Annotated in this window: 19 protein-coding genes; 4 read left to right on the top strand and 15 right to left on the bottom strand. The window is 73.3% G+C overall.

The window, feature by feature from the left end:
* Positions 1-1,119, top strand: a complete 1,119-nt coding sequence (locus ACJTNH_RS06090) for a DUF3866 family protein (RefSeq protein WP_458173618.1) — start codon at positions 1-3, stop codon at positions 1,117-1,119.
* A gap of 119 nt (positions 1,120-1,238) precedes the next feature.
* Here ACJTNH_RS06090 and ACJTNH_RS06085 read toward each other — a convergent pair whose 3' ends face one another.
* The 10 genes from ACJTNH_RS06085 to ACJTNH_RS06040 all read right to left on the bottom strand — a co-directional run bounded on the left by ACJTNH_RS06085 (position 1,239) and on the right by ACJTNH_RS06040 (position 11,593).
* Positions 1,239-1,988 (bottom strand): SDR family oxidoreductase, encoded by a 750-nt coding sequence (locus ACJTNH_RS06085; RefSeq protein WP_458173616.1) that lies wholly within the window; start codon positions 1,986-1,988, stop codon positions 1,239-1,241.
* Positions 1,989-2,102: 114 nt separating this feature from the next.
* Positions 2,103-2,711, bottom strand: coding sequence for an N-acetyltransferase family protein (locus ACJTNH_RS06080; RefSeq protein WP_458173614.1), 609 nt, complete (start codon positions 2,709-2,711; stop codon positions 2,103-2,105).
* A gap of 22 nt (positions 2,712-2,733) precedes the next feature.
* The gene (gene pafA, locus ACJTNH_RS06075) at positions 2,734-4,092 is read right to left on the bottom strand and encodes a Pup--protein ligase (RefSeq protein ID WP_458173612.1); all 1,359 of its coding nucleotides are present in this window, start codon (positions 4,090-4,092) and stop codon (positions 2,734-2,736) included.
* A gap of 59 nt (positions 4,093-4,151) precedes the next feature.
* The gene (prcA, locus tag ACJTNH_RS06070) at positions 4,152-5,066 is read right to left on the bottom strand and encodes a proteasome subunit alpha (protein ID WP_458173610.1); all 915 of its coding nucleotides are present in this window, start codon (positions 5,064-5,066) and stop codon (positions 4,152-4,154) included.
* Positions 5,067-5,069: 3 nt separating this feature from the next.
* On the bottom strand, positions 5,070-5,912 hold the full coding sequence (gene prcB, locus ACJTNH_RS06065) for a proteasome subunit beta (RefSeq protein ID WP_458173608.1): 843 nt from the start codon (positions 5,910-5,912) through the stop codon (positions 5,070-5,072).
* On the bottom strand, positions 5,909-6,436 hold the full coding sequence (locus ACJTNH_RS06060) for an endonuclease VII domain-containing protein (protein WP_458173606.1): 528 nt from the start codon (positions 6,434-6,436) through the stop codon (positions 5,909-5,911). Before ACJTNH_RS06060 ends, prcB begins: the two co-directional genes overlap by 4 nt.
* A 255-nt stretch (positions 6,437-6,691) precedes the next feature.
* The gene (locus ACJTNH_RS06055) at positions 6,692-6,901 is read right to left on the bottom strand and encodes a ubiquitin-like protein Pup (protein WP_458173604.1); all 210 of its coding nucleotides are present in this window, start codon (positions 6,899-6,901) and stop codon (positions 6,692-6,694) included.
* Positions 6,902-7,076: 175 nt separating this feature from the next.
* Positions 7,077-8,582: a depupylase/deamidase Dop gene (dop, locus tag ACJTNH_RS06050; protein WP_458173602.1), complete on the bottom strand. Its 1,506-nt coding sequence runs from the start codon at positions 8,580-8,582 to the stop codon at positions 7,077-7,079.
* A gap of 118 nt (positions 8,583-8,700) precedes the next feature.
* Positions 8,701-10,422, bottom strand: a complete 1,722-nt coding sequence (gene arc / locus ACJTNH_RS06045) for a proteasome ATPase (protein ID WP_458173600.1) — start codon at positions 10,420-10,422, stop codon at positions 8,701-8,703.
* Between the two features lie 190 nt (positions 10,423-10,612).
* A complete protein-coding gene (locus ACJTNH_RS06040; RefSeq protein ID WP_458173598.1) occupies positions 10,613-11,593 on the bottom strand; it encodes a tRNA (adenine-N1)-methyltransferase in 981 nt (326 codons plus the stop codon).
* 97 nt (positions 11,594-11,690) lie between these two features.
* On the opposite strand from ACJTNH_RS06040, the gene ACJTNH_RS06035 reads away from it, so the two are divergent.
* A complete protein-coding gene (locus ACJTNH_RS06035) occupies positions 11,691-12,668 on the top strand; it encodes a RecB family exonuclease (protein ID WP_458173596.1) in 978 nt (325 codons plus the stop codon).
* A gap of 18 nt (positions 12,669-12,686) precedes the next feature.
* On the opposite strand, the gene ACJTNH_RS06030 is transcribed toward ACJTNH_RS06035, so the two are convergent.
* The 4 genes from ACJTNH_RS06030 to ACJTNH_RS06015 form a co-directional block, all read right to left on the bottom strand.
* Positions 12,687-13,448: an SAM-dependent methyltransferase gene (locus tag ACJTNH_RS06030; protein WP_458173594.1), complete on the bottom strand. Its 762-nt coding sequence runs from the start codon at positions 13,446-13,448 to the stop codon at positions 12,687-12,689.
* A 121-nt stretch (positions 13,449-13,569) separates the two neighbouring features.
* Positions 13,570-14,304 (bottom strand): HAD family hydrolase, encoded by a 735-nt coding sequence (locus tag ACJTNH_RS06025; protein WP_458173592.1) that lies wholly within the window; start codon positions 14,302-14,304, stop codon positions 13,570-13,572.
* A gap of 35 nt (positions 14,305-14,339) precedes the next feature.
* Complete coding sequence (locus tag ACJTNH_RS06020) at positions 14,340-15,038, bottom strand: class F sortase (RefSeq protein WP_458173590.1); 699 nt, start codon at positions 15,036-15,038, stop codon at positions 14,340-14,342.
* Between the two features lie 78 nt (positions 15,039-15,116).
* On the bottom strand, positions 15,117-15,890 hold the full coding sequence (locus tag ACJTNH_RS06015; protein ID WP_458173588.1) for a hypothetical protein: 774 nt from the start codon (positions 15,888-15,890) through the stop codon (positions 15,117-15,119).
* A gap of 362 nt (positions 15,891-16,252) precedes the next feature.
* On the opposite strand from ACJTNH_RS06015, the gene ACJTNH_RS06010 reads away from it, so the two are divergent.
* Together ACJTNH_RS06010 and ACJTNH_RS06005 are read left to right on the top strand one after the other, a co-directional pair.
* The gene (locus ACJTNH_RS06010) at positions 16,253-16,915 is read left to right on the top strand and encodes a copper resistance CopC family protein (protein WP_458173586.1); all 663 of its coding nucleotides are present in this window, start codon (positions 16,253-16,255) and stop codon (positions 16,913-16,915) included.
* Positions 16,912-18,312, top strand: coding sequence for a CopD family protein (locus ACJTNH_RS06005; protein WP_458173584.1), 1,401 nt, complete (start codon positions 16,912-16,914; stop codon positions 18,310-18,312). The genes ACJTNH_RS06010 and ACJTNH_RS06005 overlap by 4 nt, the downstream gene beginning before the upstream one ends.
* A gap of 75 nt (positions 18,313-18,387) precedes the next feature.
* Here ACJTNH_RS06005 and metH read toward each other — a convergent pair whose 3' ends face one another.
* Positions 18,388-22,212 (bottom strand): methionine synthase, encoded by a 3,825-nt coding sequence (gene metH / locus ACJTNH_RS06000; protein WP_458173582.1) that lies wholly within the window; start codon positions 22,210-22,212, stop codon positions 18,388-18,390.
* Positions 22,213-22,376 lie beyond the last annotated feature (164 nt).

The raw sequence follows: 22,376 nt of genomic DNA, 5'->3' as shown, positions 1-22,376 counted from the left end.
GTGAGCACTCCCCCCTCCCCCGCCCCCGGTCCGCGGATCCGCTGGCGTCGTGGCCGGGTGACCGAGCTCGGCCGGTCCTGGCGGGACGCCCAGGAGATGACCGTCGAGGTCGACGGCGACGGCAGCCTGACGGCGCTGGCGCACCCCTCGATCGTCGGGACGGCGGAGGTCGGCGACCAGGTGCTGCTCAACACCACCGCCTGGGCGCAGCGGCTGGGCACCGGCGGGTACGCGCTCGTCGTCGCCGTCCCCGACCGGCTGCCCCCGGACCCGACGGGCCCCGGCCACCTGGTGAAGGGCCGGTACACCCCGCTGCAGGTGACCGTGCAGGGCGTGGACGAGCAGGAGACCCCGCACCACGAGACGATCGCCGCCGCCGAGGACCTGGACGGCATGCCGGTCGTCGTCGCCGACCTGCACTCCGCGCTGCCCGCCGTGCTGGCCGGCGTGCAGGCCACCGACCCGGCGCTGCGGGTGGCCTACGTGATGACCGACGGCGGCGCGCTGCCCGCGGCGTTCTCCCGGACGCTGGACGCGCTCGCCGGGTCGCTGGCCGGCGTGGTCACCGTCGGGCAGGCCTTCGGCGGGGACGTCGAGGCGGTCACCGTGCACACCGGTCTGCTCGCCGCCCGGCACGTGCTGGGCGCCGACGTCACGATCGTCACCCAGGGCCCGGGCAACCTGGGCACCGGGACGCCGTGGGGGTTCTCCGGGGTCGCCGCCGGTGAGGCCTGCAACGCCGTCCACGTGCTCGGCGGGCGCACGGTGGGAGCGCTGCGCATCTCCGAGGCCGACCCGCGGCCCCGGCACCGCGGGGTGTCGCACCACTCGCTGACCGCGTTCGGCCGGGTCGCGCTCGGCGGGGTCGCCCTCGTCGCGCCCCGCGGGCTGGGCTCGGACCTGGGCAACCAGGTCGAGGAGGACCTCGCCGGCCAGCCGGAGCGGAACACCGTGGAGTGGGTGGACACCCTCGGCCTGGACGACGCGCTGGCGGCCCTGCCGGTGCGGCTGTCGACGATGGGGCGCGGGCTGGCCGAGGACCACGCCTACTTCCTCGCCGCCGCGGCGGCCGGCCGGTTCGCCGCCCAGCTGACCCTGTTCGGCCCACCTCCGGCCTGACGGACGACGTGCTCCGTGGTCGCTGGTGCTGTTCTCCCGTCTTCCCTGCTGAGCAGTTGAGTTGGGGACAACGGCTCGACCGTGGGTGATCTCGGCCCGGCTGTCGAACGGCCGGCTGCTCAGCGCCAGCGGCGGAAACCGCCCTCGGCGTCGATCGTCTGGCCGGTGACCGAGCGGGCGTCCGGTCCGGTGAGCCAGGCGACGACCGCGGCGGCCTCCGCCGGGGTGTTCCACCGGCCGCGCGGCATCAGTCGCTGGACGAGCTCGGCCTGTGCCGGGTCTGCCCATCCGGTGTCGGTCGGCCCGGGGTTCAGGCAGTTGACGGTGACGTCGCGGTCGATCAGCTCGTCGGCCAACGACAGCGTCATCGCCTGGACCGCGCCCTTGCTGATCGCGTAGGGCAGCTCGCCGGCCATCGGGCCGCGGTGCTGTCCGGAGGTGAACAGCACGACCGACCCCGGCCCGGCGGCCGGGTCGTACTGGGCGGCGAAGGCCTGGGTGAGCAGCAGGCTGCCGCGGGCGTTGACCGCGAAGCACAGGTCGACCTCCGCGGCGGTCACCTCGGCGAGCCGGCCCTCGGCGCTGCGGGCGTGCGCGGCGACCAGGGCGGTCAGTGGCCCGACGGCGTCCCGGGCGGCCGCGACCAGCCGGGCGGGCGCCGCGGGGTCGGCCAGGTCGATGCTCAGGTGCGGCGGGTCGCCCAGCTCGGCCAGCACGGCGTCGAGGTCGTCGGCGCCCCAGGGTTGCCCCGCGTCGTGCGGCGCCCAGGACTGGACGACGACCCGGTCGCCCCGGTCGAGCAACCGCCGGGCGACCTCGAAGCCGATGGAGCTGCGCCGGCTGACGCCGGTGACCAGTGCGCTGCGCATCCGGGCGAGTCTGGCCCGTCCGGCGCCCGGTCGCGACCGACTTCCGGCAGGGTCCGGCGGCCCGGCCGGGGCACGCCGTCAGGCCGGGGCACGCCGTCAGGCCGGGGCACGCCGTCAGGCCGGGTCGACCGCCCGGCTGACGATCCAGGCGTGCTTGCCCACCTGTCGGACGCGACCGAAACCGTGCGCCTCGAAGAGCTCGACCGTGGCGCTGTACAAGAAGCGCCCGTGCGCCGTGCGGCCGGCGGTCACCTCGGGGATGGCCTCGACCAGCCCGCCGCCGCGGGCGGCGATCTGCTCCAGCGCACCCGCCAGGCCCACGCGCGCGATCCCCTGGCCGCGGTGCCGGGTGTCGACGTAGAAGCAGGTGATGCGCCAGTCCGGGCGCGGCGGCGGGTCCTGCTCGTAGACCCGCCGGTGCTTGATGGTCGGGAGCTCGTCGGGGTCGCCGAACTGGCACCAGCCCTGCGCCACGCCGTCCGGGTCGAGGACGAGCGCGGCGTGCGCGCGGTCGCTGAGCACCCGCTGCTGCTTGACCTCCCGGTGGTCGATCCCCCGCTGCCCCCGCTCGGGGTGCCAGCCGATGCACCAGCACCCGCCGAAGACGCCGTTGTTCCGTTCCACCAGTTCGGCGAAGACGTCCCAGGTGTCCGGGCCGAGCGGCCGGCTGGTGTACGTCGCGTCGGGGACGCTGCCGGCCGGCCCATCCGCTCCCGTGGTCACGAGCGGATCATGCCCCGGTCGCCTACATGCTGGCGATGAGCTTCTCCACGCGTTCGTCGACGGACTTGAACGGGTCCTTGCACAGCACGGTGCGCTGTGCCTGGTCGTTGAGCTTGAGGTGCACCCAGTCGACGGTGAAGTCGCGCCGCTTCTCCTGCGCCTTGCGGATGAACTCCCCGCGCAGCTTGGCCCGGGTGGTCTGCGGCGGCACGTTCTTGGCCTCGAAGATCCGGGGGTCGTGCACCACGCGGTCGACCTGGCCGGCCTTCTCCAGCAGGTAGTACAGCCCGCGGGTCCGGCGGATGTCGTGGTAGGCGAGGTCGAGCTGGGCGACGCGGGCGCTGGACAGCGGCAGGTCGTGCTTCGCGCGGTAGCGCTCGATCAGCCGGTGCTTGATCGCCCAGTCGACCTCCCGGTCGATCAGCGACAGGTCACCGGAGTCGATCGCCTTGAGGGTGCGACCCCACAGCTCGAGCATCTGCCGGTGCACCGGGCCGTAGCCCTCCCGGTCGACGAACTCCGCGGCGCGGTCGTGGTACTCCTGCTGGATCTCCAGCGCGGACATCTCCCGGCCGTTGGCCAGCCGGACCTTGCGCCGTCCGGTCATGTCGTGGCTGATCTCCCGGATCGCCCGGATCGGGTTCTCCAGGGTCATGTCCCGCATGACCACCCCCTGCTCGATCATCCGCAGCACCAGGTCGGTGATGGTGACCTTGAGCAGGGTCGTCGTCTCGCTCATGTTCGAGTCGCCGACGATGACGTGCAGCCGGCGGTACTTCTCCGCGTCGGCGTGCGGCTCGTCGCGGGTGTTGATGATCGGCCGTGACCGGGTGGTGGCGCTGGAGACGCCCTCCCAGATGTGCTCGGCGCGCTGGCTGACGCAGTAGACGGCGCCGCGCGGGGTCTGCAGCACCTTGCCGGCGCCGACCACGGTCTGCCGGCTGACCAGGAACGGGATGAGCACGTCGGCCAGCCGGGAGAACTCACCGTGCCGACCGACCAGGTAGTTCTCGTGGCAGCCGTAGCTGTTGCCGGCCGAGTCGGTGTTGTTCTTGAACAGGTAGATGTCGCCGGTGACGCCCTCCTCGGCCAGCCGCTGCTCGGCGTCGACCAGCAGGCCCTCGAGGATCCGCTCGCCGGCCTTGTCGTGGACGACGAGCTCGGTGACGTCGTCGCACTCGGCGGTGGCGTACTCGGGGTGGCTGCCCACGTCGAGGTAGAGCCGGGACCCGTTGCGCAGGAAGACGTTGGAGCTGCGCCCCCAGGAGACGACGCGGCGGAACAGGTAGCGGGCCACCTCGTCCGGGGAGAGCCGGCGCTGGCCCTTGAAGGTGCACGTGACGCCGTACTCGGTCTCGATGCCGAAGATCCGTCGTTCCACCTCGCCGAGCGTAGGCGTCCGCGGCGCACTCGGCTCGTGTGCCGAGTGCGCCGCGCCGCTCACTGCTCGGGGTCCGGCGCGCCGCCGTCGGTGCCGCCGCCGACGCCGTCCTGGGTGTCGGGCTGGGCGGAGGCACGCTCGGTGCCGCCGGCGGTGTCGACCGCGCTCGGGTCGCCGAGCCCGGCCGGGGTGCCCGGGGCCGGCGCGCTGGGCGCGTGGGTGGCCGCTGCCTCGGCCGGTGCGGTCTCCGGGGCCTCCGACTGCTCGTCGGAGAGCAGCGCGGCGAGCGCGGCGCCGACGACGCGGCGGAAGGTCCGCTTGGGGCGCCGCCGGTCGAGCACGGCGACCTCGAGCTGGGTGGCGGGCAGCTGGTCGTGCGCGCCGCCGTTGGCCGCGGTGGCCGGGCTGACCGCGGACAGCGCCTGGACACCGACCCGCAGGGCGTCGGCCAGCGGCATGCCGGCGGTGAAGTGCTGGCGGAGGTGGCTGGTGACCGCCTCGGCCTGGCCGCCCATCACCACGAAGTCGGACTCGTCGACGATCGAGCCGTCGAAGGTGAGCCGGTACAGCTGGTCGGTCTCCGGGCCGTCGCCGACCTCGGCGACGCACAGCTCGACCTCGAAGGGCTTCATCTGCTCGGTGAAGACCGCGCCGAGGGTCTGGGCGTAGGCGTTGGCGATGATCCGGCCGGTGACGTCGCGCCGGTTGTAGGAGTAGCCGCGGACGTCGGCCAGCCGGACACCGGCCACCCGCAGGCTCTCGAACTCCGAGTACCGGCCGACCGCGGCGAACCCGATCCGGTCGTAGAGCTCGCTGACCTTGTGCAGGGTCGCGCTGGGGTTCTCGGCGATGAACAGGACGCCGTCGGCGTAGGTGAGGACGGCGACGCTGCGACCGCGGGAGATGCCCTTGCGGGCGTACTCCGAGCGGTCGCGCATGACCTGCTCGGCGGAGGCGTAGTACGGCATGGTCATGGCTCAGCCCTGCCCGTCCGCGGCGGACCGCTCCGCGACGATGGTGGTGGCGATGGCGGCGACCTCGTCGTCCGGCAGCCGGACGGCGCCCTCGGCGTCGACCCGGTAGACGATCGGGTAGAGGCGGCGCACCGTGTCGGGCCCGCCGGTGGCGGAGTCGTCGTCGGCGGCGTCGTAGAGCGCCTCGACGAGCGTGCGGGTGGCGGCGTCGGCCGACAGCCCCGGGCGCCACGTCTTCTTCAGTGAGTTGCGGGCGAACAGCGAGCCGGAGCCGACCGAGGCGTAGCCGCGCTCCTCGTAGTTCCCGCCGGTGACGTCATAGCTGAAGATCCGGCCGGGGCTCGCGCCCTCGGCGGCGTCCAGGTCGTAGCCGGCGAACAGCGGGACGACGGCCAGGCCCTGCATCGCCGCGCCCAGGTTGCCGCGGATCATCGCGGCGAGGCGGTTGGCCTTGCCGTCGAGGGACATGGTCAGGCCCTCGATCTTCTCGTAGTGCTCCAGCTCGACCTGGTAGAGCCGGACCATCTCGATGGCGATGCCGGCCGCGCCGGCGATGCCGATGACCGACCAGGAGTCGGCGGCGTACACCTTCTCGATGTCCCGGCTGGAGATCAGGTTGCCCATCGTGGCCCGCCGGTCGCCGCCCATCAGCACGCCACCGTCGAAGGTGGCCGCGACGATGGTGGTGGCGTGCGGGGCCAGCTCACCCACCGGCAGGCCCGGCAGCGTGCGGCGCCCGGGCAGCAGGTCGGGGGCGGCGGTGCCCAGGAAGTCGGTGAACGAGGAGCCCACCCGGTCCAGGTAGGCGGGTGGGAACCCGCTCCGGCCAGCTGACGCGTCGGTCACCCATCCACCTCTCCTGCCGTCCCGAGACGGCCGTCTGTGCTGGTCAGTCGAGTGCGCCGCCACCTCGGAGGTGCTCCCGGCGGCCGCTGTGACGACACTACCGGCGGGCTCTGGGGCGGGCTGACCAGTGCTCGCACCGCGGGGTCGCCCTGTGCCGCACGGCCGGCGCTGTGCGCCTCGACGTAGCGCGCGGCGGCTCGTAGCAGCGCCGGATCGTCCTTGAACTGGCCCAGCCCGCCGTTGCAGTTGAAGCAGAGCAGGTCGCGGACTGCGCCCGTCGCGTGGTCATGGTCGACATGATGCGCCGGCGCCGCGCGGCAGAGCCCACACAGCCCTCCCTGGTCGGCGAGCATCTGATCGGCCTGATCCGCCGTGATGCCGTACCGCCGCGTGAGGTGATATGAGCGGGAGCCGCCGACCTTCGCGAGGCTCGCGCGCCCGCGCGCGTTGTGGCAGGACTTGCAGTAGCTGTGCCGGCCGGTCCGGCTCGCCGGTGTGGTGGGGAAGGCGGTCAACGGCTTCACGGAGTCGCAATCCGGGCACCATTTGCTCCCGGCCGGGACCGGGCGGTCCAGGACGTGCCGCGTCTTCGGAGGTCCCTGTCGCCTGGCTCTGGACTCCCTCAGCCGCAGCCGTGCATGCTGTCGGCAGTAGAAGGCGAGCCCGTCTCGACGCCGCCGGTCACGCGTGAACTCGTCCAACGGTCGGACCTGCCCGCAGTCCGGGCAGTGTTTACCGTCGACCATTTCGAATTAAAAGAAATGGCGGCCGTCGACCATTCACTCCCCCCCTTTTTGTACGTAGCTTCTAACGAATTCTTCGGCATTTTCTTCCAATACGCCGTCGATCTCGTCCAGGAGTGAGTCGACGTCGTCGCTCACCTCCTTGGTGCGCTCGGACGCCGTCGTGTCGACCGACGCCTCGACCTCCTCGGTCTCCTCACGCGAACGCGTGGACCGCTGTTGCCCGCCGGTGTCCCTCGTGGCCATCTGACCCTCCGTGCCGAGTCGAAGCTGTCGCCAGCTGAGCTGGTGCGGCGAACGCTACCCGCGGGATGTGACAGTCCGCCGGACTCGCGCCTCTCCGGTGACGATCGGTGCGCGGTCCGCGGATCCGTCCGGGGCCAGAGGACCGGATCGGCGTCGGGAGGCCGATCAGCGGGCGTCAGCCGCCGGTGATCCTGTCGACCAGCTCCGCGGCGGTCGAGGTCGACTCGAACAGGGCGGCCACGTGCTCCCGGGTGCCGCGCAGCGGCTCCATGGTCGGGATGCGCACCAGGGCGTCCCGGCCGACGTCGAACACCACCGAGTCCCAGGACGCCGCGGCCACCTGGGCCGGGTACCTCCGCAGGCACTCGCCGCGGAAGTAGGCCCGGGTGTCGGCCGGCGGTGTGGTCATCGCCCGGGTCACCTCCTCGTCGGTGAGCAGCCGCTGCATGGCCCCGCGGGCCACCAGTCGGTGGTAGAGGCCCTTCTCCGGCCGGACGTCGGAGTACTGCAGGTCGACCAGCTTGAGCCGGGCGTCGCCCCAGGAGAGCCCGTCGCGCTGCCGGTAGCCCTCCAGCAGCCGCAGCTTGGCCGGCCAGTCGAGCCGGTCGGCCAGCTGCATCGGGTCGACGGCTAGCTGGTCGAGCACCTCCGACCAGCGGCGCAGGACGTCGGCGGTCTGCCCGTCGTCGTCCCCGTTGTCGGCGACGAACTTCTGCGCCTGGGCCAGGTACTCCCGCTGCACCTCGATCGCGGTCAGTCGCCGCCCGTCGCGCAGCCGCACCGTGTGGGTCAGCGACGGGTCGTGGCTGATCGCCTGCAGCGCCTCGACCGGCTCCTCGATGGTCAGGTCCTGGGTGAGCGCCCGGGCCTCGATCATCGCCAGCACCAGCGACGTCGTCCCGACCTTGAGGTAGGTGGAGAGCTCGGCGAGGTTCGCGTCGCCGATGATCACGTGCAGCCGGCGGTACTCGTCCGGGTTGGCGTGCGGCTCGTCGCGGGTGTTGATGATCGGCCGCTTGAGCGTCGTCTCGAGGCCCACCTCGACCTCGAAGAAGTCGGCCCGCTGGGAGAGCTGGAACCCCTCCCGGCGTCCCTCCGTGCCGATGCCGACCCGGCCCGCGCCGGCGAAGACCTGGCGGGTGACGAAGAACGGGATCAGCCCGCGGATGATCTCGATGAACGGCGTCGAACGGCTCATCAGGTAGTTCTCGTGCGCGCCGTAGGAGGCACCCTTGCCGTCGGTGTTGTTCTTGTACAGCTGGATGGGCTGGGTGCCGGGCACCTGCGCGGCCCGGCGGGCGGCCTCGGCCATCACCTGCTCCCCCGCCTTGTCCCAGAGGACGACGTCACGCGGGTTGGTGACCTCCGGGGTCGCGTACTCCGGGTGCGCGTGGTCGACGTAGAGCCGGGCGCCGTTGGTGAGGATGACGTTGGCCATCCCGGCGTCCTCGTCGAGGTCGTTGTGGTCCAGCGCGGTGGCCGGCGACAGGTCGAACCCGCGGGCGTCGCGCAGCGGCGACTCCTCCTCGAAGTCCCACCGCGGCCGGCGCGGCGTGGGCGCCCCGGCGAAGGCCCAGGCGTTGACCACCTGGCTCGACAGCGTCGTCGGGTTGGCCCCCGGCTGCCCCGGCACCGAGATCCCGTACTCCAGCTCCGTGCCCATCACCCGTCGCACGCTCATGGGACCAGGCTATGTGCCCGCGGCGGACCACTGGTCGACGGAGCGGGAACGTCGACCGGCCCGTGCCGCGAGGGGCGGCACGGGCCGGTCGGTGCCGAGTCGGTCGGCGCTCGGCCGGTTACAGGTACTGGCCGGTGTTGGTGGCGGTGTCGATCGCGCGTCCGCTGTCGGCGCCCTTGCCGCTGATCAGCGTGCGGATGTAGACGATCCGCTCACCCTTCTTGCCCGAGATCCGCGCCCAGTCGTCGGGGTTGGTCGTGTTGGGCAGGTCCTCGTTCTCCTTGAACTCGTCCACGCACGCCGCCATCAGGTGCCCGACCCGCAGGCCCCCGACGCCGGTCTCCAGACGGTCCTTGATCGCCATCTTCTTCGCGCGGTCGACGATGTTCTGCAGCATCGCCCCGGAGTTGAAGTCCTTGAAGTAGAGGACCTCCTTGTCACCGTTGGCGTAGGTGACCTCCAGGAAGCGGTTCTCCTCCGTCTCGGTGTACATCCGCTCGACGGTGCTCTGGATCATCCCGGCGATGGTCGCCTCGCGACTGCCCCCGTGCTCGGCCAGGTCGTCGGCGTGGATCGGCAGGGTCGTCGTCAGGTACTTGCTGAAGATGTCCCGTGCTGCCTCGGCGTCCGGCCGCTCGATCTTGATCTTCACGTCCAGCCGGCCGGGCCGCAGGATCGCCGGGTCGATCATGTCCTCGCGGTTGGAGGCGCCGATGACGATGACGTTCTCCAGGCCCTCGACGCCGTCGATCTCGCTGAGCAGCTGCGGGACGATCGTCGACTCGACGTCGGAGGAGACCCCCGACCCGCGGGTGCGGAATATCGAGTCCATCTCGTCGAAGAAGACGATGACCGGCGTGCCCTCGCTGGCCTTCTCCCGGGCCCGCTGGAACACCAGCCGGATGTGCCGCTCGGTCTCCCCGACGTACTTGTTCAGCAGCTCCGGGCCCTTGATGTTGAGGAAGTAGGACTTCCCCTGGGTGGTGTCGGAGTCACCGCGGACCGCCGCCACCTTCTTGGCCAGCGAGTTGGCCACCGCCTTGGCGATCAGCGTCTTGCCGCAGCCGGGCGGGCCGTACAGCAGGATGCCCTTGGGCGGGCGCAGCTCGTACTCCCGGAACAGGTCGGCGTGCAGGAACGGCAGCTCGACGGCGTCCCGGATCTGCTCGATCTGCCGGGAGAGCCCACCGATGTCCTCGTAGTCGATGTCGGGGACCTCTTCGAGGACGAGCTCCTCGACCTCGCTCTTGGGGATCCGCTCGTACACGTACCCCGACCGGGACTCCAGCAGCAGCGAGTCGCCGCTGCGCAGCGGCTGGCCCGCCAGGGAGTCGGCGAGGCGGACCACCCGCTCCTCGTCGGTGTGCCCGATGACGAGCGCGCGGCGCGGCTCGCCCTCCACCGGCTCGAGCAGCTCCTTGAGCATGACCACGTCACCGGCCCGCTCGAAGCCCCGCGCGGCGACGACGTTCATCGCCTCGTTGAGCATGACCTCCTGGCCCTGCCGCAGGTCGGTGACCTCCAGCGCCGGGGAGACCGTCACCCGGAGCTTGCGGCCGCCGGTGAACACGTCGACCGTGCCGTCCTCGAAGTCCTCCAGGAAGACGCCGTAGCCCGACGGCGGCTGCCCGAGCCGCTCGATCTCCTCCTTGAGCGTGACCAGCTGCTCACGCGCCTCGCGGAGCGTGCCGGCCAGCTTGTCGTTGCGCTCGGAGAGGAAGGCCGCCCGGCCCTCCGCCTCGGCGAGCCGCTCCTCCAGCGCGCGCACCTGGCGCGGGCTGTCGGAGACCTTGCGTCGCAGCAACCCGATCTCCTCCTCGAGGTAGGAGATCTGGCTCACCAGGGAGGCGACGTCACGTTCACGCCGCGCTCGGAACTCATCAGGACCAATGCCGCCCATCGCGCACCTCCGCACACATCGGGGGGAGCCAGGAGGCCAATCTATACACGCGTGGACCGACGGCGCCGCTGGATCGTGAACGCGTGCGGACGCTGGGTCAGGACGTCATCCGACCGACACGCGAGCCCGCTCAGGCGAGCTTCTTGCGCCGCTGCCGCAACGGCGCCACGGCTCCCTCGGCCAGCCGTCGGGCGGTCACCAGGAACGCCGTGTGGGCCACCATCCGGTGCTCCGGACGCACCGCCAGACCCTCGGCGTGCCAGGGCCGCAGCATGGTCTCCCAGGCGTACGGCTCGGTCCAGACGCCCTGCGCCCGGACCGCCTCCACGTAGGTCGACAGCTGGGTCGTGGTGGCGACGTAGCCGATCAGCACGCCCCCGGGGCGCAGCGCCGCGGCGACCGTGGGCAGCACCGCCCACGGCTCCAGCATGTCCAGGACGACGCGGTCGACGGTCTCGGTGGCCGGGTGGTCGGCCAGGTCGCCCAGCCGCAACGACCAGTTCGCCGGCACCTCGCCGAAGAAGGCGCCCACGTTGCCCCGCGCGACGTCGGCGAAGTCCTCCCGCCGCTCGTAGCTGGTCAGCGTGCCGTGCTCGCCCACCGCACGCAGCAGGGAGCAGCTCAGCGCGCCCGAGCCGGCGCCGGCCTCGAGCACCCGCATCCCCGGGCCGATGTCGCCGAAGCCGACGATCTGGGCGGCGTCCTTGGGGTAGATCACCTGCGCGCCGCGGGGCATGGAGAGCACGAAGTCGGCCAGCAGCGGCCGCAGCGCCAGGTACCCGGTGTTCGCCGTCGAGTGGACGACCGAGCCCTCCGGTGCACCGATCAGCTCGTCGTGGCTGATCGCGCCGCGGTGGGTGTGGAACTCCTTGCCCGGCTCCAGGACGACGGTGTGGTGCCGGCCCTTGGGGTCGGTGAGCTGGACCCGGTCGCCGACCCGGAACGCGCCGTCCACCGGCTCGGCCGCCGCCGGCGGGGCCGGGTCGCCGTCGACGACGACCGGCTCCAGGGGGACGTCGGCGAGCAGCTCGCTCGCGGTGGGGTCCGGGGCCGGGAGCACCGCCGGAGTCTCGACGGTGTCGTCCTGCGGCTGCTCTGGCTGTTCGCTCACGTACCGGGAGGGTACGGACGGCGGATCGGCCGGCCCTCGGCGCACGCGCCGGACCGGCTGACCGGGAATGTCGGTGGCCCGACCTAACCTCGGGGCCATGACGGTGACGCTGGACGCCGGCCGGTCCCCCGGGGCCGAGCCGGGCACGACTGCCCCGGAGACGACCACCCTCGTGGAGGCCGCCGCCGAGCGGACGACGGCTGCCGACAGCACCCCGCGCCGCCCGTCGCTGTCGCCGTCCCGGGCCGCCGACTTCAAGTCCTGCCCGCTGCTGTACCGCTTCCGCACCATCGACCGGCTGCCGGAGAAGAAGTCGCGGGCGGCCGTGCGCGGCACCCTCGTCCACGCGGTGCTGGAGAAGCTGTACGACCTGCCACCCGCGCAGCGCACCGTCGAGGCGGCCCGCACGCTGGTCGACCCGGCCTGGGCCGAGCTGCGCGAGGAGCCGGGCATCACCGAGCTGTTCGAGGCACCCGAGGGCGCGGACGCGCCGGTGGCGGAGAGCCTGGAGGCCTGGCTGGCGTCGGCCGGTGAGCTGGTCGATACCTACTTCCGGCTGGAGGACCCGACCCGCATCCAGCCCGCGGGCCGGGAGGAGCTGGTCGAGGTCACGCTCCCCGACGGGCTGCTGCTGCGCGGCTACGTCGACCGGCTCGACGTCGCCCCGACCGGTGCGCTGCGGGTGGTCGACTACAAGACCGGGGGCATGCCCCGGGAGGCGTTCGAGGGCAAGGCCCTGTTCCAGATGAAGTTCTACGCACTGGTGCTGTGGCGCACCCGCGGGGTGGTCGCCGCCCAGCTCAAGCTGCTCTACCTCAAGGACGGCGACGCGCTCACCTACTCCCCCGACGAGGCCGAGCTGCTGCGCTTCGAGCGCACCCTCCAGGCGATCTGGGCGGCGATCGAGCGGGCGGTGGAGACCGGTGACTTCCGGGCCAACAAGAGCCGGCTGTGCAGCTGGTGCGACCACCAGGCGCTGTGCCCGGCCTTCGGCGGCACTCCCCCGCCGTTCCCGGCCGAGGCGGCCGCCGCCGCGGGCTGGCGCACCACCCTGCCGGTCACCGCCGCGAGCTGACGCCCTGGTCCGGATGGCTCAGCCGGCGTCCGGCCGGCGGACGTCGTGCAGCACGAGCGTGGCGAACCCGAGGTGCCGCCGCCAGCCACGCAACCAGGCCGTGCGGTGCGAGCGGGCGATCTCCAGCGCGTCGGTCCGGTCCTGCTGGGTCGGTGCGTCGTGCAGCGCCCAGGTGGTGAGCGAGCCGGTCCAGGACAGCTCGTACTCGTCCCACTCGGCCAGCGAGCTCACGTGACCGTGGCCGGGCTCCCAGCCCGCGGCCTGCACCCGCTCGACCAGCCCGGCGAGGTCGGGCCTGTCGTCTGCCCCGATCTCCAGGTGCTCCAGGGCGGCCGGCGAGGGCGGGGCGTCCCAGATCCCGTCACCGAGGACCAGTCGCCCACCCGGGCGCAGGTGCCGGCGCGCGGCCTGCAGGGTGCCGTCGAGGCCGCCGAAGGCGTGCGTGGCGCCGACGCAGAGCACCACGTCGACGAGCTCGTCCCCTGTCCAGTCCTGTGCGTCGGCCTCCACCCACCGGACCCGGCCGGTGAGGCCTCGGCCGGTGGCCTCCTGGGCGAGGCCGGCGGGGAGCACCCGGTCGACCCCCACTCCGGTGGTCCCCGGGTGCGCCGCGAGGGCCTCCATCAGCCACCTCCCGTACCCGCAGCCCAGGTCGAGGAAGGTGGCCCCGGCGGGCACCGGCCCCAGGTGGCGGACCAGGGCGCGCACCGCCTCGGGCGCGACCGGCGCCGCGATCGGGTGCTCGGCGTGCGCGATGTCGCTGGCCCTGAGGAAGTCCATCGGCCGGATGCTGCCAGGGGGTCGGCGCCGGGTCGATCGACTTCCTCGGCCGATCCGGAACACTGAGCGGGCCTCGCGACCCGGGGACTCCAGTGGCTGTAGCCAGACGACGGGGACCTGGTCAGGCCGGTGGCGAGCTCCCGGCGCGGACGTCGTCGACCAGCGCGGCGAGGTCCGCGACGGTGAGGCCGACCAGGGATGCGCGGAGGGTGAGCAGCCCGCCGGCTTCCAGTGGCTGCAACGACGGGACGCCGAGCACGACCGCTCCGGCCGCCAGGCCCGCGGCCACGCCGACCTGGGAGTCCTCGACCACCAGGCAGCCACCCGGCTCCACCCCCAGCGCCGCCATGGCCTGCAGGTAGGGGGCCGGGTCGGGCTTGCGGGCCGGCACCTCGTCCCCGCAGACGGTCACGTCGAACGGCATCCGGCCCAGGTCTGCGCTGATCGAGTCGATCACCAGGGCGGCGATCCGGCGGGGGGTCGTCGTGACCAGCGCGGTCGCCAGGCCGGCGTCGGCCACCGCGAGCAGCAGCTCACGGGCGCCGGGCCGCCAGGGCATGCCGCGGCTGGTCATCAGCGCCGCCGTCCGCTGCTCGACCCACTGCGCGTCCGAGACCAGCTGCTCCTCGTCGCGGGTCAGGCCCAGGTCGGCGTAGAGCACCTGCATCGCCACCCGCATCGAGGCGCCGACGGTCTGCTGGCGCCCCTCCGCGGAGAACACCCCGCCGAGCTGGGCGGCGAGCTCGTCCATCGCCTCGCCCCACAGCTCCTCGGTCTCCACGAGGGTGCCGTCCATGTCGAACAGCACCGCCTGCAGTGACTGCACGGACACGCTGCTCACCGGGGTCGCCGACACCCGGGCAGTCTAGGGAGCCGGCCGGCGGCGGCCGCTCAGGCCGGCTCGGTGCGCACGAGGGTCGCGAAGGCGATCACGTTGTCCTCGTAGCTGCGGACCGACGAGTCGAAGTCGCCACCGCAGGTGATCAGCCGCAGTTGCGCGTCGGCGGTGTTGCCGTAGGCGGCGAGGGTCGGGAAGTCGTCCTTGGGGTGGGTCTCCACCCGGTCGACGGCGAACACGGCGGTCGTGCCGTCCGCGCGGTCGACACGCACCTCGTCCCCGGGCTGCAGGCCACCGAGGTCGAAGAAGACCCCCGGGCCGTGCTCGGCGGAGTCGACGTGGCCGAGCAGGACCGCAGGTCCGATCGCCCCGGGCGCCGGGCCCCGCTCGTACCAGCCGGCCTGGTCGTCCGGGCCCAGCGGCGGCACCTCGACGGTGCCGTCGTCGTTGAGGCCCAGGCGCAACAGGTCGCTGGTGACGTCGATGGCCGGGATGCTGACCGCCACCGGGGCGGCGACCGGCTGGGCGGCCGTCTCGGCGTCCGTCGAGGGGGCCGCGGAGGACGGCGCGGGCGGTGCGACCGTGCTGGGCGGCGCCGAGCTCTCCGCGCGGTCGGCGGCTGGTGCCGGCCGCGGCGCCTCCTGCTGACCGGTCACCGCCACCACCACCGCGACGAGGGCCACGATCGCGAGGGCGACGGCCAGCGCCGTCCAGGTGCGGGTGCTCGGCCGGCGGCCGCGGGGCTCGGTCACGGGGTTCCTTCCGCAGGGTGGGGTGGGGGTGCCGTGCCGCGCGGGGAGGTCGCCCTCCCCGCGCGGCACGGAGCCGGATCAGGCCTGGTCGGCCTGACGACGGCGGTAGGCGACCGCACCGGCGGCGGCGGCACCGACGGCGGCGAGGGCGCCGACGCCCATGGCCGTGGTGTTCTCCGTGCCGGCGGTGCTGCCGGCACCGGTCTCGGCGCCACCGGCGGGGGCGGCGCCCATCTGCGCGGCATCCAGCGAGCCGCAGGCGGCCGGGGCGGTGGCCTCCATCGGCAGCGACGGGTCGAGGTCGCTCTTGACGTCGCCGTCGTAGGCGCCCGACCCGTCCTTGTCCACCCCGTGCAGGACCAGGACGGCGGTGCCCGCCTCGAACGCCGCGTGGACGTCGTCGGAGACCTCGAAGGTGCGCTCGTAGCTGATCGAGCCGCCCTCGGCGGTCGGGAACCGGTCGATCGCCAGGCCGCTGTCCGGGCTGGTGTCGCCGGTGGTGGTCAGCGACGTGCCGATGGCCCCGTAGTACTTGGCGGCCTCGGTGACGCTCACGAAACCGTCACCGTTGGCGTCGTCGGACAGGTCGTTGCTGGGGCAGGTGCCCATGGCGCCGATGTGGAAGTGCTGGGCGTGCGGCGAGCCGGCGAGCAGCCCGGAGGCCTCGATCATCACCGTGGCGGTGTTTCCGTCCAGCGTGACCATGCCGGTGCCGGAGACGCCGGACTGGTTCACCGCGCCGAGGTCGGCCTGGTAGCTGTGCGTGCCCTCGTGCGCCGAGGCGGCGGTCATGGTCAGCAGCGGGAAGGCCGCGGCCGCGGCGACGGCCGGGAGTGCGAGTGCCTTGCGCATTGATGCTCCTCGTTGTCGGGATGCGGTCGCCTCCGGGGAGGTGGCCGCAGGACGGCGGTTGGGAACCACTCGCCCGTCGTGCCGGCGGACGCGTCGGTGCGCCCGCTGTCGATCAGGTCCGTGAAGACCACGACCGGCTGCAGGTCGGCAGCTGGGTGGTCTCCGCTGCCGCGCCGATCGCCTGTGGTTCGGCCCCGGGGGCCGGAGCGGTTCACCCGATCCGGATCTTTTTCTGTCCCCCGGCTGTGCAGCCGATGGGAGCCCCTCGCTGTGTGGCCGGTGGAACCCGCCGAGGCCGCGGCGCGGGACGCCGCCACCTGCGTCGGCCCAACCGGATCGACCGTCACGCACGAACACCGGGCATGACTGCGCTCCGAGCCCTGTCGCCGGTCCTCCGGGTGACCTCCGCCCGGCGACGGTGGACGGCGGGTCTGCCGGCTCTGCTGACCGTGTTCGTCCTCGCCGTCCTCGTGCTGGCCGCCGGCGCCGGTCCGGCCCGCGCCCACGACGGTCTGGTCCGCACCACCCCGGGGTCGGGGGCGGCCGTGACCTCCTCCCCCACCGTCGTCGAGCTCGAGTTCACCGGGGAGCCGCTGCCGCTGGGCACCCAGGTGGTGGTGACCGGCCCGGACGGCCAGTCGGTGTCCGACGGTGCCGCGGAGATCAGCGGCAGGTCGGTGGTCCAGCCGCTGGCCGGCGGGGTGCCCGCGGGTGCCTACAGCGTCGAGTGGCGGAGCACGTCCTCCGACGGCCACGCCCTCACCGGCAGCTTCGCCTTCACCGTCGCGACCGCCCCGGCACCGGCGCCCTCGGCCACAGCGCCCGCCGAGGGCGCCACAGCCCCCACCGCGGGCACCCCGGGCACGACCGCCACGGGCCCGGACCCGGCCCAGGACGGCGACCCCGCGCTGGCGGAGGCCGGCCGGGCCACCGGGAGCGGGCCGGCCGTGGGCTGGCTGATCGCGGCCGGCGCGGTGCTGGTCGGCGCGGTGGCGGCGCTGGTCCGCAGCCGGCGTCGGTCGTGAGCAGCGCGGTCGCACCGGCGCCCACCGAGCAGACGGCGCCGGCCGGTACGCCGGGCCCGAGGCGGCCGGCGCCCCTGACCCTGGCCGTGGCGGGCACCGTGGGCCTGCTGGCCGTCCTGGGCGGCGCACTGGCGGTCGGTGGCGCTGCCGGAGCCGAGGGGGCGGCGGGCCTGCGGCAGGCCGGGCAGCTCGTCGAGGTGGGCGCGCCGGTGGTCACCCTCATCGGCCGGGTCGCCGCGGTGGGCACCGTCGGTGCGCTGCTGGTCGCCGCCGTGCTGCTCCCCGGTGGGCCGTTGTCCGAGCCGGCCCGGCGGGCGCTGCGCGCAGCCTCGGGCTGGGCCCTGCTCTGGGCGGTGGCGACGGCCCTCGGCGGTCTGCTGACCGTGAGCCGGCTGGTCGGCGTGCCGCCGACGGCGCTGGACCCCTCCTCTCTCCGGGTCTTCTTCGTCGACACCGGCGCGGGCCGGGCGGCGCTGCTGGTCGTGGCCCTCAGCGCCGCGGTCGCACTGGCGGCCCGGCGCCGCGGCGGCACCGCCGGCGCGCGCCCGCTGCTGGTGGTCGCCCTGGCCGCGCTGGTCGTCCCCGTCGTGCTGAGCGGGCACTCGTCGGCGGCCGACGACCACGTGGTCGCCGTGACGACCCTCGCGGTGCACGTCGTGGCCGCGAGCCTGTGGGTGGGCGGCCTCGGGGGCCTGCTGTGGTGGGGCCGCGCGCCGGTCGCGGCAACCGAGCGCTTCAGCGCCCTGGCACTGACCTGCTGGGTGGCGACCGCGGTCTCCGGCGTGCTGGCCGCCGGCCTGGTCCTCGGCGGCGCCGGGGCGGTGGTCGCGGCTCTCGGCAGCGGTTACGGCGCGCTGCTGCTCGCCAAGACGCTCGGCCTCACGGCAGCCGGCGTGCTGGGCTGGTGGCACCGGCGGCGGACGCTGCCCGAGCTGCGCGCCGGTCGGCCCGGTGCCTTCCGGCGGCTGGCGGTGGTCGAGGTGGCCGTGCTGCTGGCGACCGTCGCGCTGGCGGTCGCGCTGGCGGCGTCCCCTCCCCCGCCCGCCGCGACGCTCGCCACTGCGCAGGCCGGCTCGGCTCCGGCGGCCGGGGAGCCGGCGGCTGTCGACCCGGCGGCGGTGGACCCGATGGCCGGGCACGACCACGGCGAGCTGACCGTCGGGGTGCTGGTCGACGAGACCCGCTTCCACGTGGCCGGCCCGGTCGCGGCCGGCCAGCGGGTGACCGTGCACAACGGCACCGACCAGGAGGTGACGATCACCGCGGACGACGGGTCGTTCGACGTCGAGGTCCCCGGCCGCACCCTGCTGACCTTCCTGGCCCCGGACGAGCCCGGCGAGTACGCCTTCGCCAGCCGTCACTCGGCGACGTACACCGACGTCCTCGTCGTCGAGTGACCCCGACCCCCGGCCCCCGTGCAGGGGCCCGCGCCGAGCGGAGCGAGGCGTGGGGGGCACGGGGGTCCTCCAGCTTCACTCGTCCTCGGTGCGGTAGCCCAGGTTCGGCGAGAGCCACTTCTCGGCCTCGGCGACCGTCCAGCCCTTGCGCCGGGCGTAGTCCTCGACCTGGTCGCGGCCGACCCGGCCGAGCACGAAGTACTGCGACTGCGGGTGGGAGAAGTAGAGCCCGCTGACCGCCGCGCCCGGCCACATCGCCATCGACTCGGTCAGCTCGATGCCGGTGTTCGCCTGCACGTCGAGCAGCTCCCAGATCGTCTGCTTCTCGGTGTGCTCCGGGCAGGCCGGGTAGCCCGGAGCCGGCCGGATGCCCCGGTACCGCTCGGCGATCAGCCCGTCGGCGTCCAGCTGCTCGTCGGGGGCGTAGCCCCAGAACTCGGTGCGCACCCGCTCGTGCAGCCGCTCGGCGAACGCCTCGGCCAGCCGGTCGGCCAGCGACTCCAGCAGGATCGCCGAGTAGTCGTCGTTGTCCTCCTTGAACTTCGCCACCCGCTCCGCGGAGCCGAGGCCGGCGGTGACCGCGAAGGCGCCGACGTGGTCGCGCAGCCCGGTCTCCTCGGGCGCGACGAAGTCGGCCAGCGACTTGCGCGGCGAACCGTCCCGGCCCTCGGTCTGCTGCCGCAGCTGGTGCAGCGTCGCCCGGACGGCTGTGCGCGACTCGTCGGTGTAGACCTCGATGTCCTCGCCGTCGACCCGGGCGGCCGGGAAGAGCCCGAGGACGCCGTTGGCCTGCAGCCAGCGCTCCTCGACGATCCGGTCGAGCATCGCCTGGGCGTCGTCGTAGAGCCGGCGGGCGGCCTCGCCGCTGGCCGGGTTGTGCAGGATGTCGGGGAAGCGCCCGCGCATCTCCCAGGCGTTGAAGAACGGCTGCCAGTCGATGTAGTCGCGCAGCTCGGCCAGCGGGTAGTCGGTGAAGGTGCGCACGAACTGGGTCGCGTGGCCCTGCGGGTGGTCGCAGACCGGGCCGGCGCAGACGTCGCGGGTCTGCTGGAGCAGCATCCGCGGCCGCGGCGGGGTGTAGCCGCTCCAGTCGACCGGGGTCGCGTTCGCCCGTGCGGTGGCCAACGGCAGCAGCGCCCGGGTGTCGGTGCGGGCCGCGTGCCGCTCGCGCAGCGCGGCGTACTCGGTGTCGGTCTCGGCGAGCAGGGCCGGCCGCTGCTCGTCCGACAGCAGGGCGGCGACGACCGGCACCGAGCGGGAGGCGTCCTTCACCCAGATCACCGGGCCGGAGTACTTCTGCGCGACCTTCACCGCGGTGTGCGCCCGGGACGTGGTGGCGCCCCCGATGAGCAGCGGGATGGTGAACCCCTGCCGCTCCATCTCCGTCGCCAGGTTCACCATCTCGTCCAGCGACGGGGTGATCAGCCCCGACAGCCCGATGACGTCGGCGCCCTCGGCCTTGGCGGTGTCCAGGACCTTCTGCGCCGGGACCATCACGCCCAGGTCGACCACGTCGTAGTTGTTGCACTGCAGGACGACGCCGACGATGTTCTTGCCGATGTCGTGCACGTCGCCCTTCACGGTGGCCATGACGACCTTGCCGTTGCTCCGCTCGGCGTCCCCGGGCTGCTTCTCCGCCTCGATGAACGGGATCAGGTGCGCGACGGCCTTCTTCATCACCCGGGCGCTCTTCACCACCTGCGGCAGGAACATCTTCCCCTGCCCGAACAGGTCACCGACGACGTTCATGCCGTCCATCAGCGGGCCCTCGATCACCTCGATCGGCCGGCCGCCGCGGGCGCTGATCTCCAGCCGCAGCTCCTCGGTGTCGGTCTCGACGAACTCGTCGATCCCCTTCACCAGCGCGTGGGTGATCCGCTCCCCCACCGGCAGCGCCCGCCACTCCTCGCTGGCGACCTCCTTGGCCGCGCCGTCGCCGGCGAAGTCCGCGGCGATCTCCAGCAGCCGCTCGGTCGAGTCCGGCCGCCGGTTCAGGACGACGTCCTCGATCCGCTCGCGCAGCAGCTCGGGGACCTCGTCGTAGACCTCCAGCGCGCCGGCGTTGACGATGCCCATGTCCATCCCCGCGGCGATGGCGTGGAACAGGAAGACGGCGTGGATCGCCTCCCGCACCGGGTTGTTGCCGCGGAAGGAGAACGAGACGTTGGAGACGCCACCGGACACCAGCGCGCCGGGCAGGTTCTGCTTGATCCAGCGGGTCGCCTCGATGAAGTCGACGCCGTAGGTGGCGTGCTCCTCGATGCCGGTGGCCACGGCGAAGACGTTCGGGTCGAAGATGATGTCCTCGGCCGGGAACCCGACCTGCTGGGTGAGCACGTCGTAGGCGCGCCGGCAGATCTCCGTGCGGCGCTGCAGGCTGTCGGCCTGCCCGTTCTCGTCGAAGGCCATCACCACCACCGCCGCGCCGTGCTTGCGGCACAGCCGGGCCTGGTGGACGAACTCCTCCTCGCCGTTCTTCAGCGAGATCGAGTTGACGATCGCCTTGCCCTGCACGCACTTGAGGCCGGCCTCGATGACCTCCCACTTGGAGGAGTCGATCATCGTGGGCACCCGGCAGATGTCCGGCTCGGTGGCGACCAGCTTGAGGAAGCGGTCCATCGCCGCGACCCCGTCGATCATGCCCTCGTCCATGTTCACGTCGATGACCTGCGCGCCGGCCTCGACCTGCTGGCGGGCCACGGCCAGCGCCGCCGGGTAGTCGCCTGCCTTGATCAGGTTGCGGAAGCGCGCCGACCCGGTGATGTTCGTCCGCTCGCCGACGTTGACGAACAGGCTGTCCTCGGTGACGGTCAGCGGCTCCAGCCCGGACAGCCGCAGCGCCGGCGCCGTCTCGACCGGGGTGCGCGGCTGGGCGCCCGCGACGGAGCGGGCGATCGCGGCGATGTGCGCCGGCGTCGTGCCGCAGCAGCCGCCGACCAGGTTCACGAAACCGCTCTGGGCGAACTCGGCGACGATCGCCGCGGTCTCCTCCGGCGACTCGTCGTACTCACCGAAGGCGTTGGGCAGCCCGGCGTTCGGGTAGCAGGAGACGAAGGTGTCCGCGATCCGCGACATCTCGGCGATGTAGGGCCGCATCTCCTTGGCCCCCAGCGCGCAGTTCAGCCCGACCAGCAGCGGCCTGACGTGCCGCACCGAGTGCCAGAACGCCTCGGTCACCTGGCCGGAGAGGGTGCGGCCGGAGGCGTCGGTGATGGTGCCGGAGATCATCACCGGCCAGCGACGGCCGCGCTCCTCGAACAGCGTCTCCAGGGCGTAGACGGCCGCCTTGGCGTTGAGCGTGTCGAAGATCGTCTCGATCAGCAGCACGTCCGCGCCGCCGTCGACCAGCCCGTTGGCCTGCTCCAGGTAGGCCTCGACCAGCTCGTCGAAGGTGACGTTGCGGGCGCCGGGGTCGTTGACGTCGGGCGAGATGGACGCCGTCCGGCTGGTCGGACCGAGCGCGCCGACGACGTAGCGCGGCTTCTCCGGGGTGCTGACCGCGTCGCAGGCGGCGCGGGCCAACCGGGCGGAGGCGACGTTGAGCTCGTAGGCCAGCTCCTGCATCCCGTAGTCGAGCAGCGAGATGCGGGTGGCGTTGAAGGTGTTGGTCTCGATCAGGTCGGCGCCGGCCTCGAGGTACTCGCGGTGGATGCCGCTGATCACGTCCGGGGCGGTGATGCTGAGCAGGTCGTTGTTGCCCTGGACGTCGGTGGGCCAGTCGGCGAACCGCTCCCCCCGGTAGCCCGCCTCGTCCGGCCGGTCCCGCTGGATCGCCGTCCCCATCGCGCCGTCGAGCACCAGGATCCGCTGCCGGAGCAGCTCGGTGAGCTCGGCGGTGGCATCGGGACGGAGCTGTGGATCCTCGGGCTGTGGGCTCTCGAGCAGGGCGTTCTCGGGCACAGGGCGGTCCTCGGGATCGATCGGACACGGTCACGGAGGCGTCCGGCGCCAGGGCCCTGGCAACTCCGACGGGCAGCGCGGCGCCTCGTCGTCCTCGAACAGCTCCCCCATGGTCTCACTTCCCGCGCCCGGGACGCCCGAGCCGGGGCCCGCGCTCGTCCGGG

Source organism: Modestobacter lacusdianchii (genome assembly GCF_054177765.1).
The sequence above is the reverse complement of the archived record's forward strand: the minus strand, read 5'-3'. Positions and strand labels throughout refer to the sequence as shown.

What these genes read in the sequence shown, in the direction of transcription:
- ACJTNH_RS06035 (WP_458173596.1), top strand. Translation starts at nt 11,691, where the DNA reads ATGACGGTGACGCTGGACGCCGGCCGGTCCCCCGGGGCCGAGCCGGGC.
- ACJTNH_RS06010 (WP_458173586.1), top strand. Translation starts at nt 16,253, where the DNA reads ATGACTGCGCTCCGAGCCCTGTCGCCGGTCCTCCGGGTGACCTCCGCC.
- ACJTNH_RS06015 (WP_458173588.1), bottom strand. Translation starts at nt 15,890, where the DNA reads ATGCGCAAGGCACTCGCACTCCCGGCCGTCGCCGCGGCCGCGGCCTTC.
- ACJTNH_RS06030 (WP_458173594.1), bottom strand. Translation starts at nt 13,448, where the DNA reads ATGGACTTCCTCAGGGCCAGCGACATCGCGCACGCCGAGCACCCGATC.
- dop (WP_458173602.1), bottom strand. Translation starts at nt 8,582, where the DNA reads ATGAGCGTGCGACGGGTGATGGGCACGGAGCTGGAGTACGGGATCTCG.
- ACJTNH_RS06085 (WP_458173616.1), bottom strand. Translation starts at nt 1,988, where the DNA reads ATGCGCAGCGCACTGGTCACCGGCGTCAGCCGGCGCAGCTCCATCGGC.
- ACJTNH_RS06055 (WP_458173604.1), bottom strand. Translation starts at nt 6,901, where the DNA reads ATGGCCACGAGGGACACCGGCGGGCAACAGCGGTCCACGCGTTCGCGT.
- prcA (WP_458173610.1), bottom strand. Translation starts at nt 5,066, where the DNA reads ATGACCATGCCGTACTACGCCTCCGCCGAGCAGGTCATGCGCGACCGC.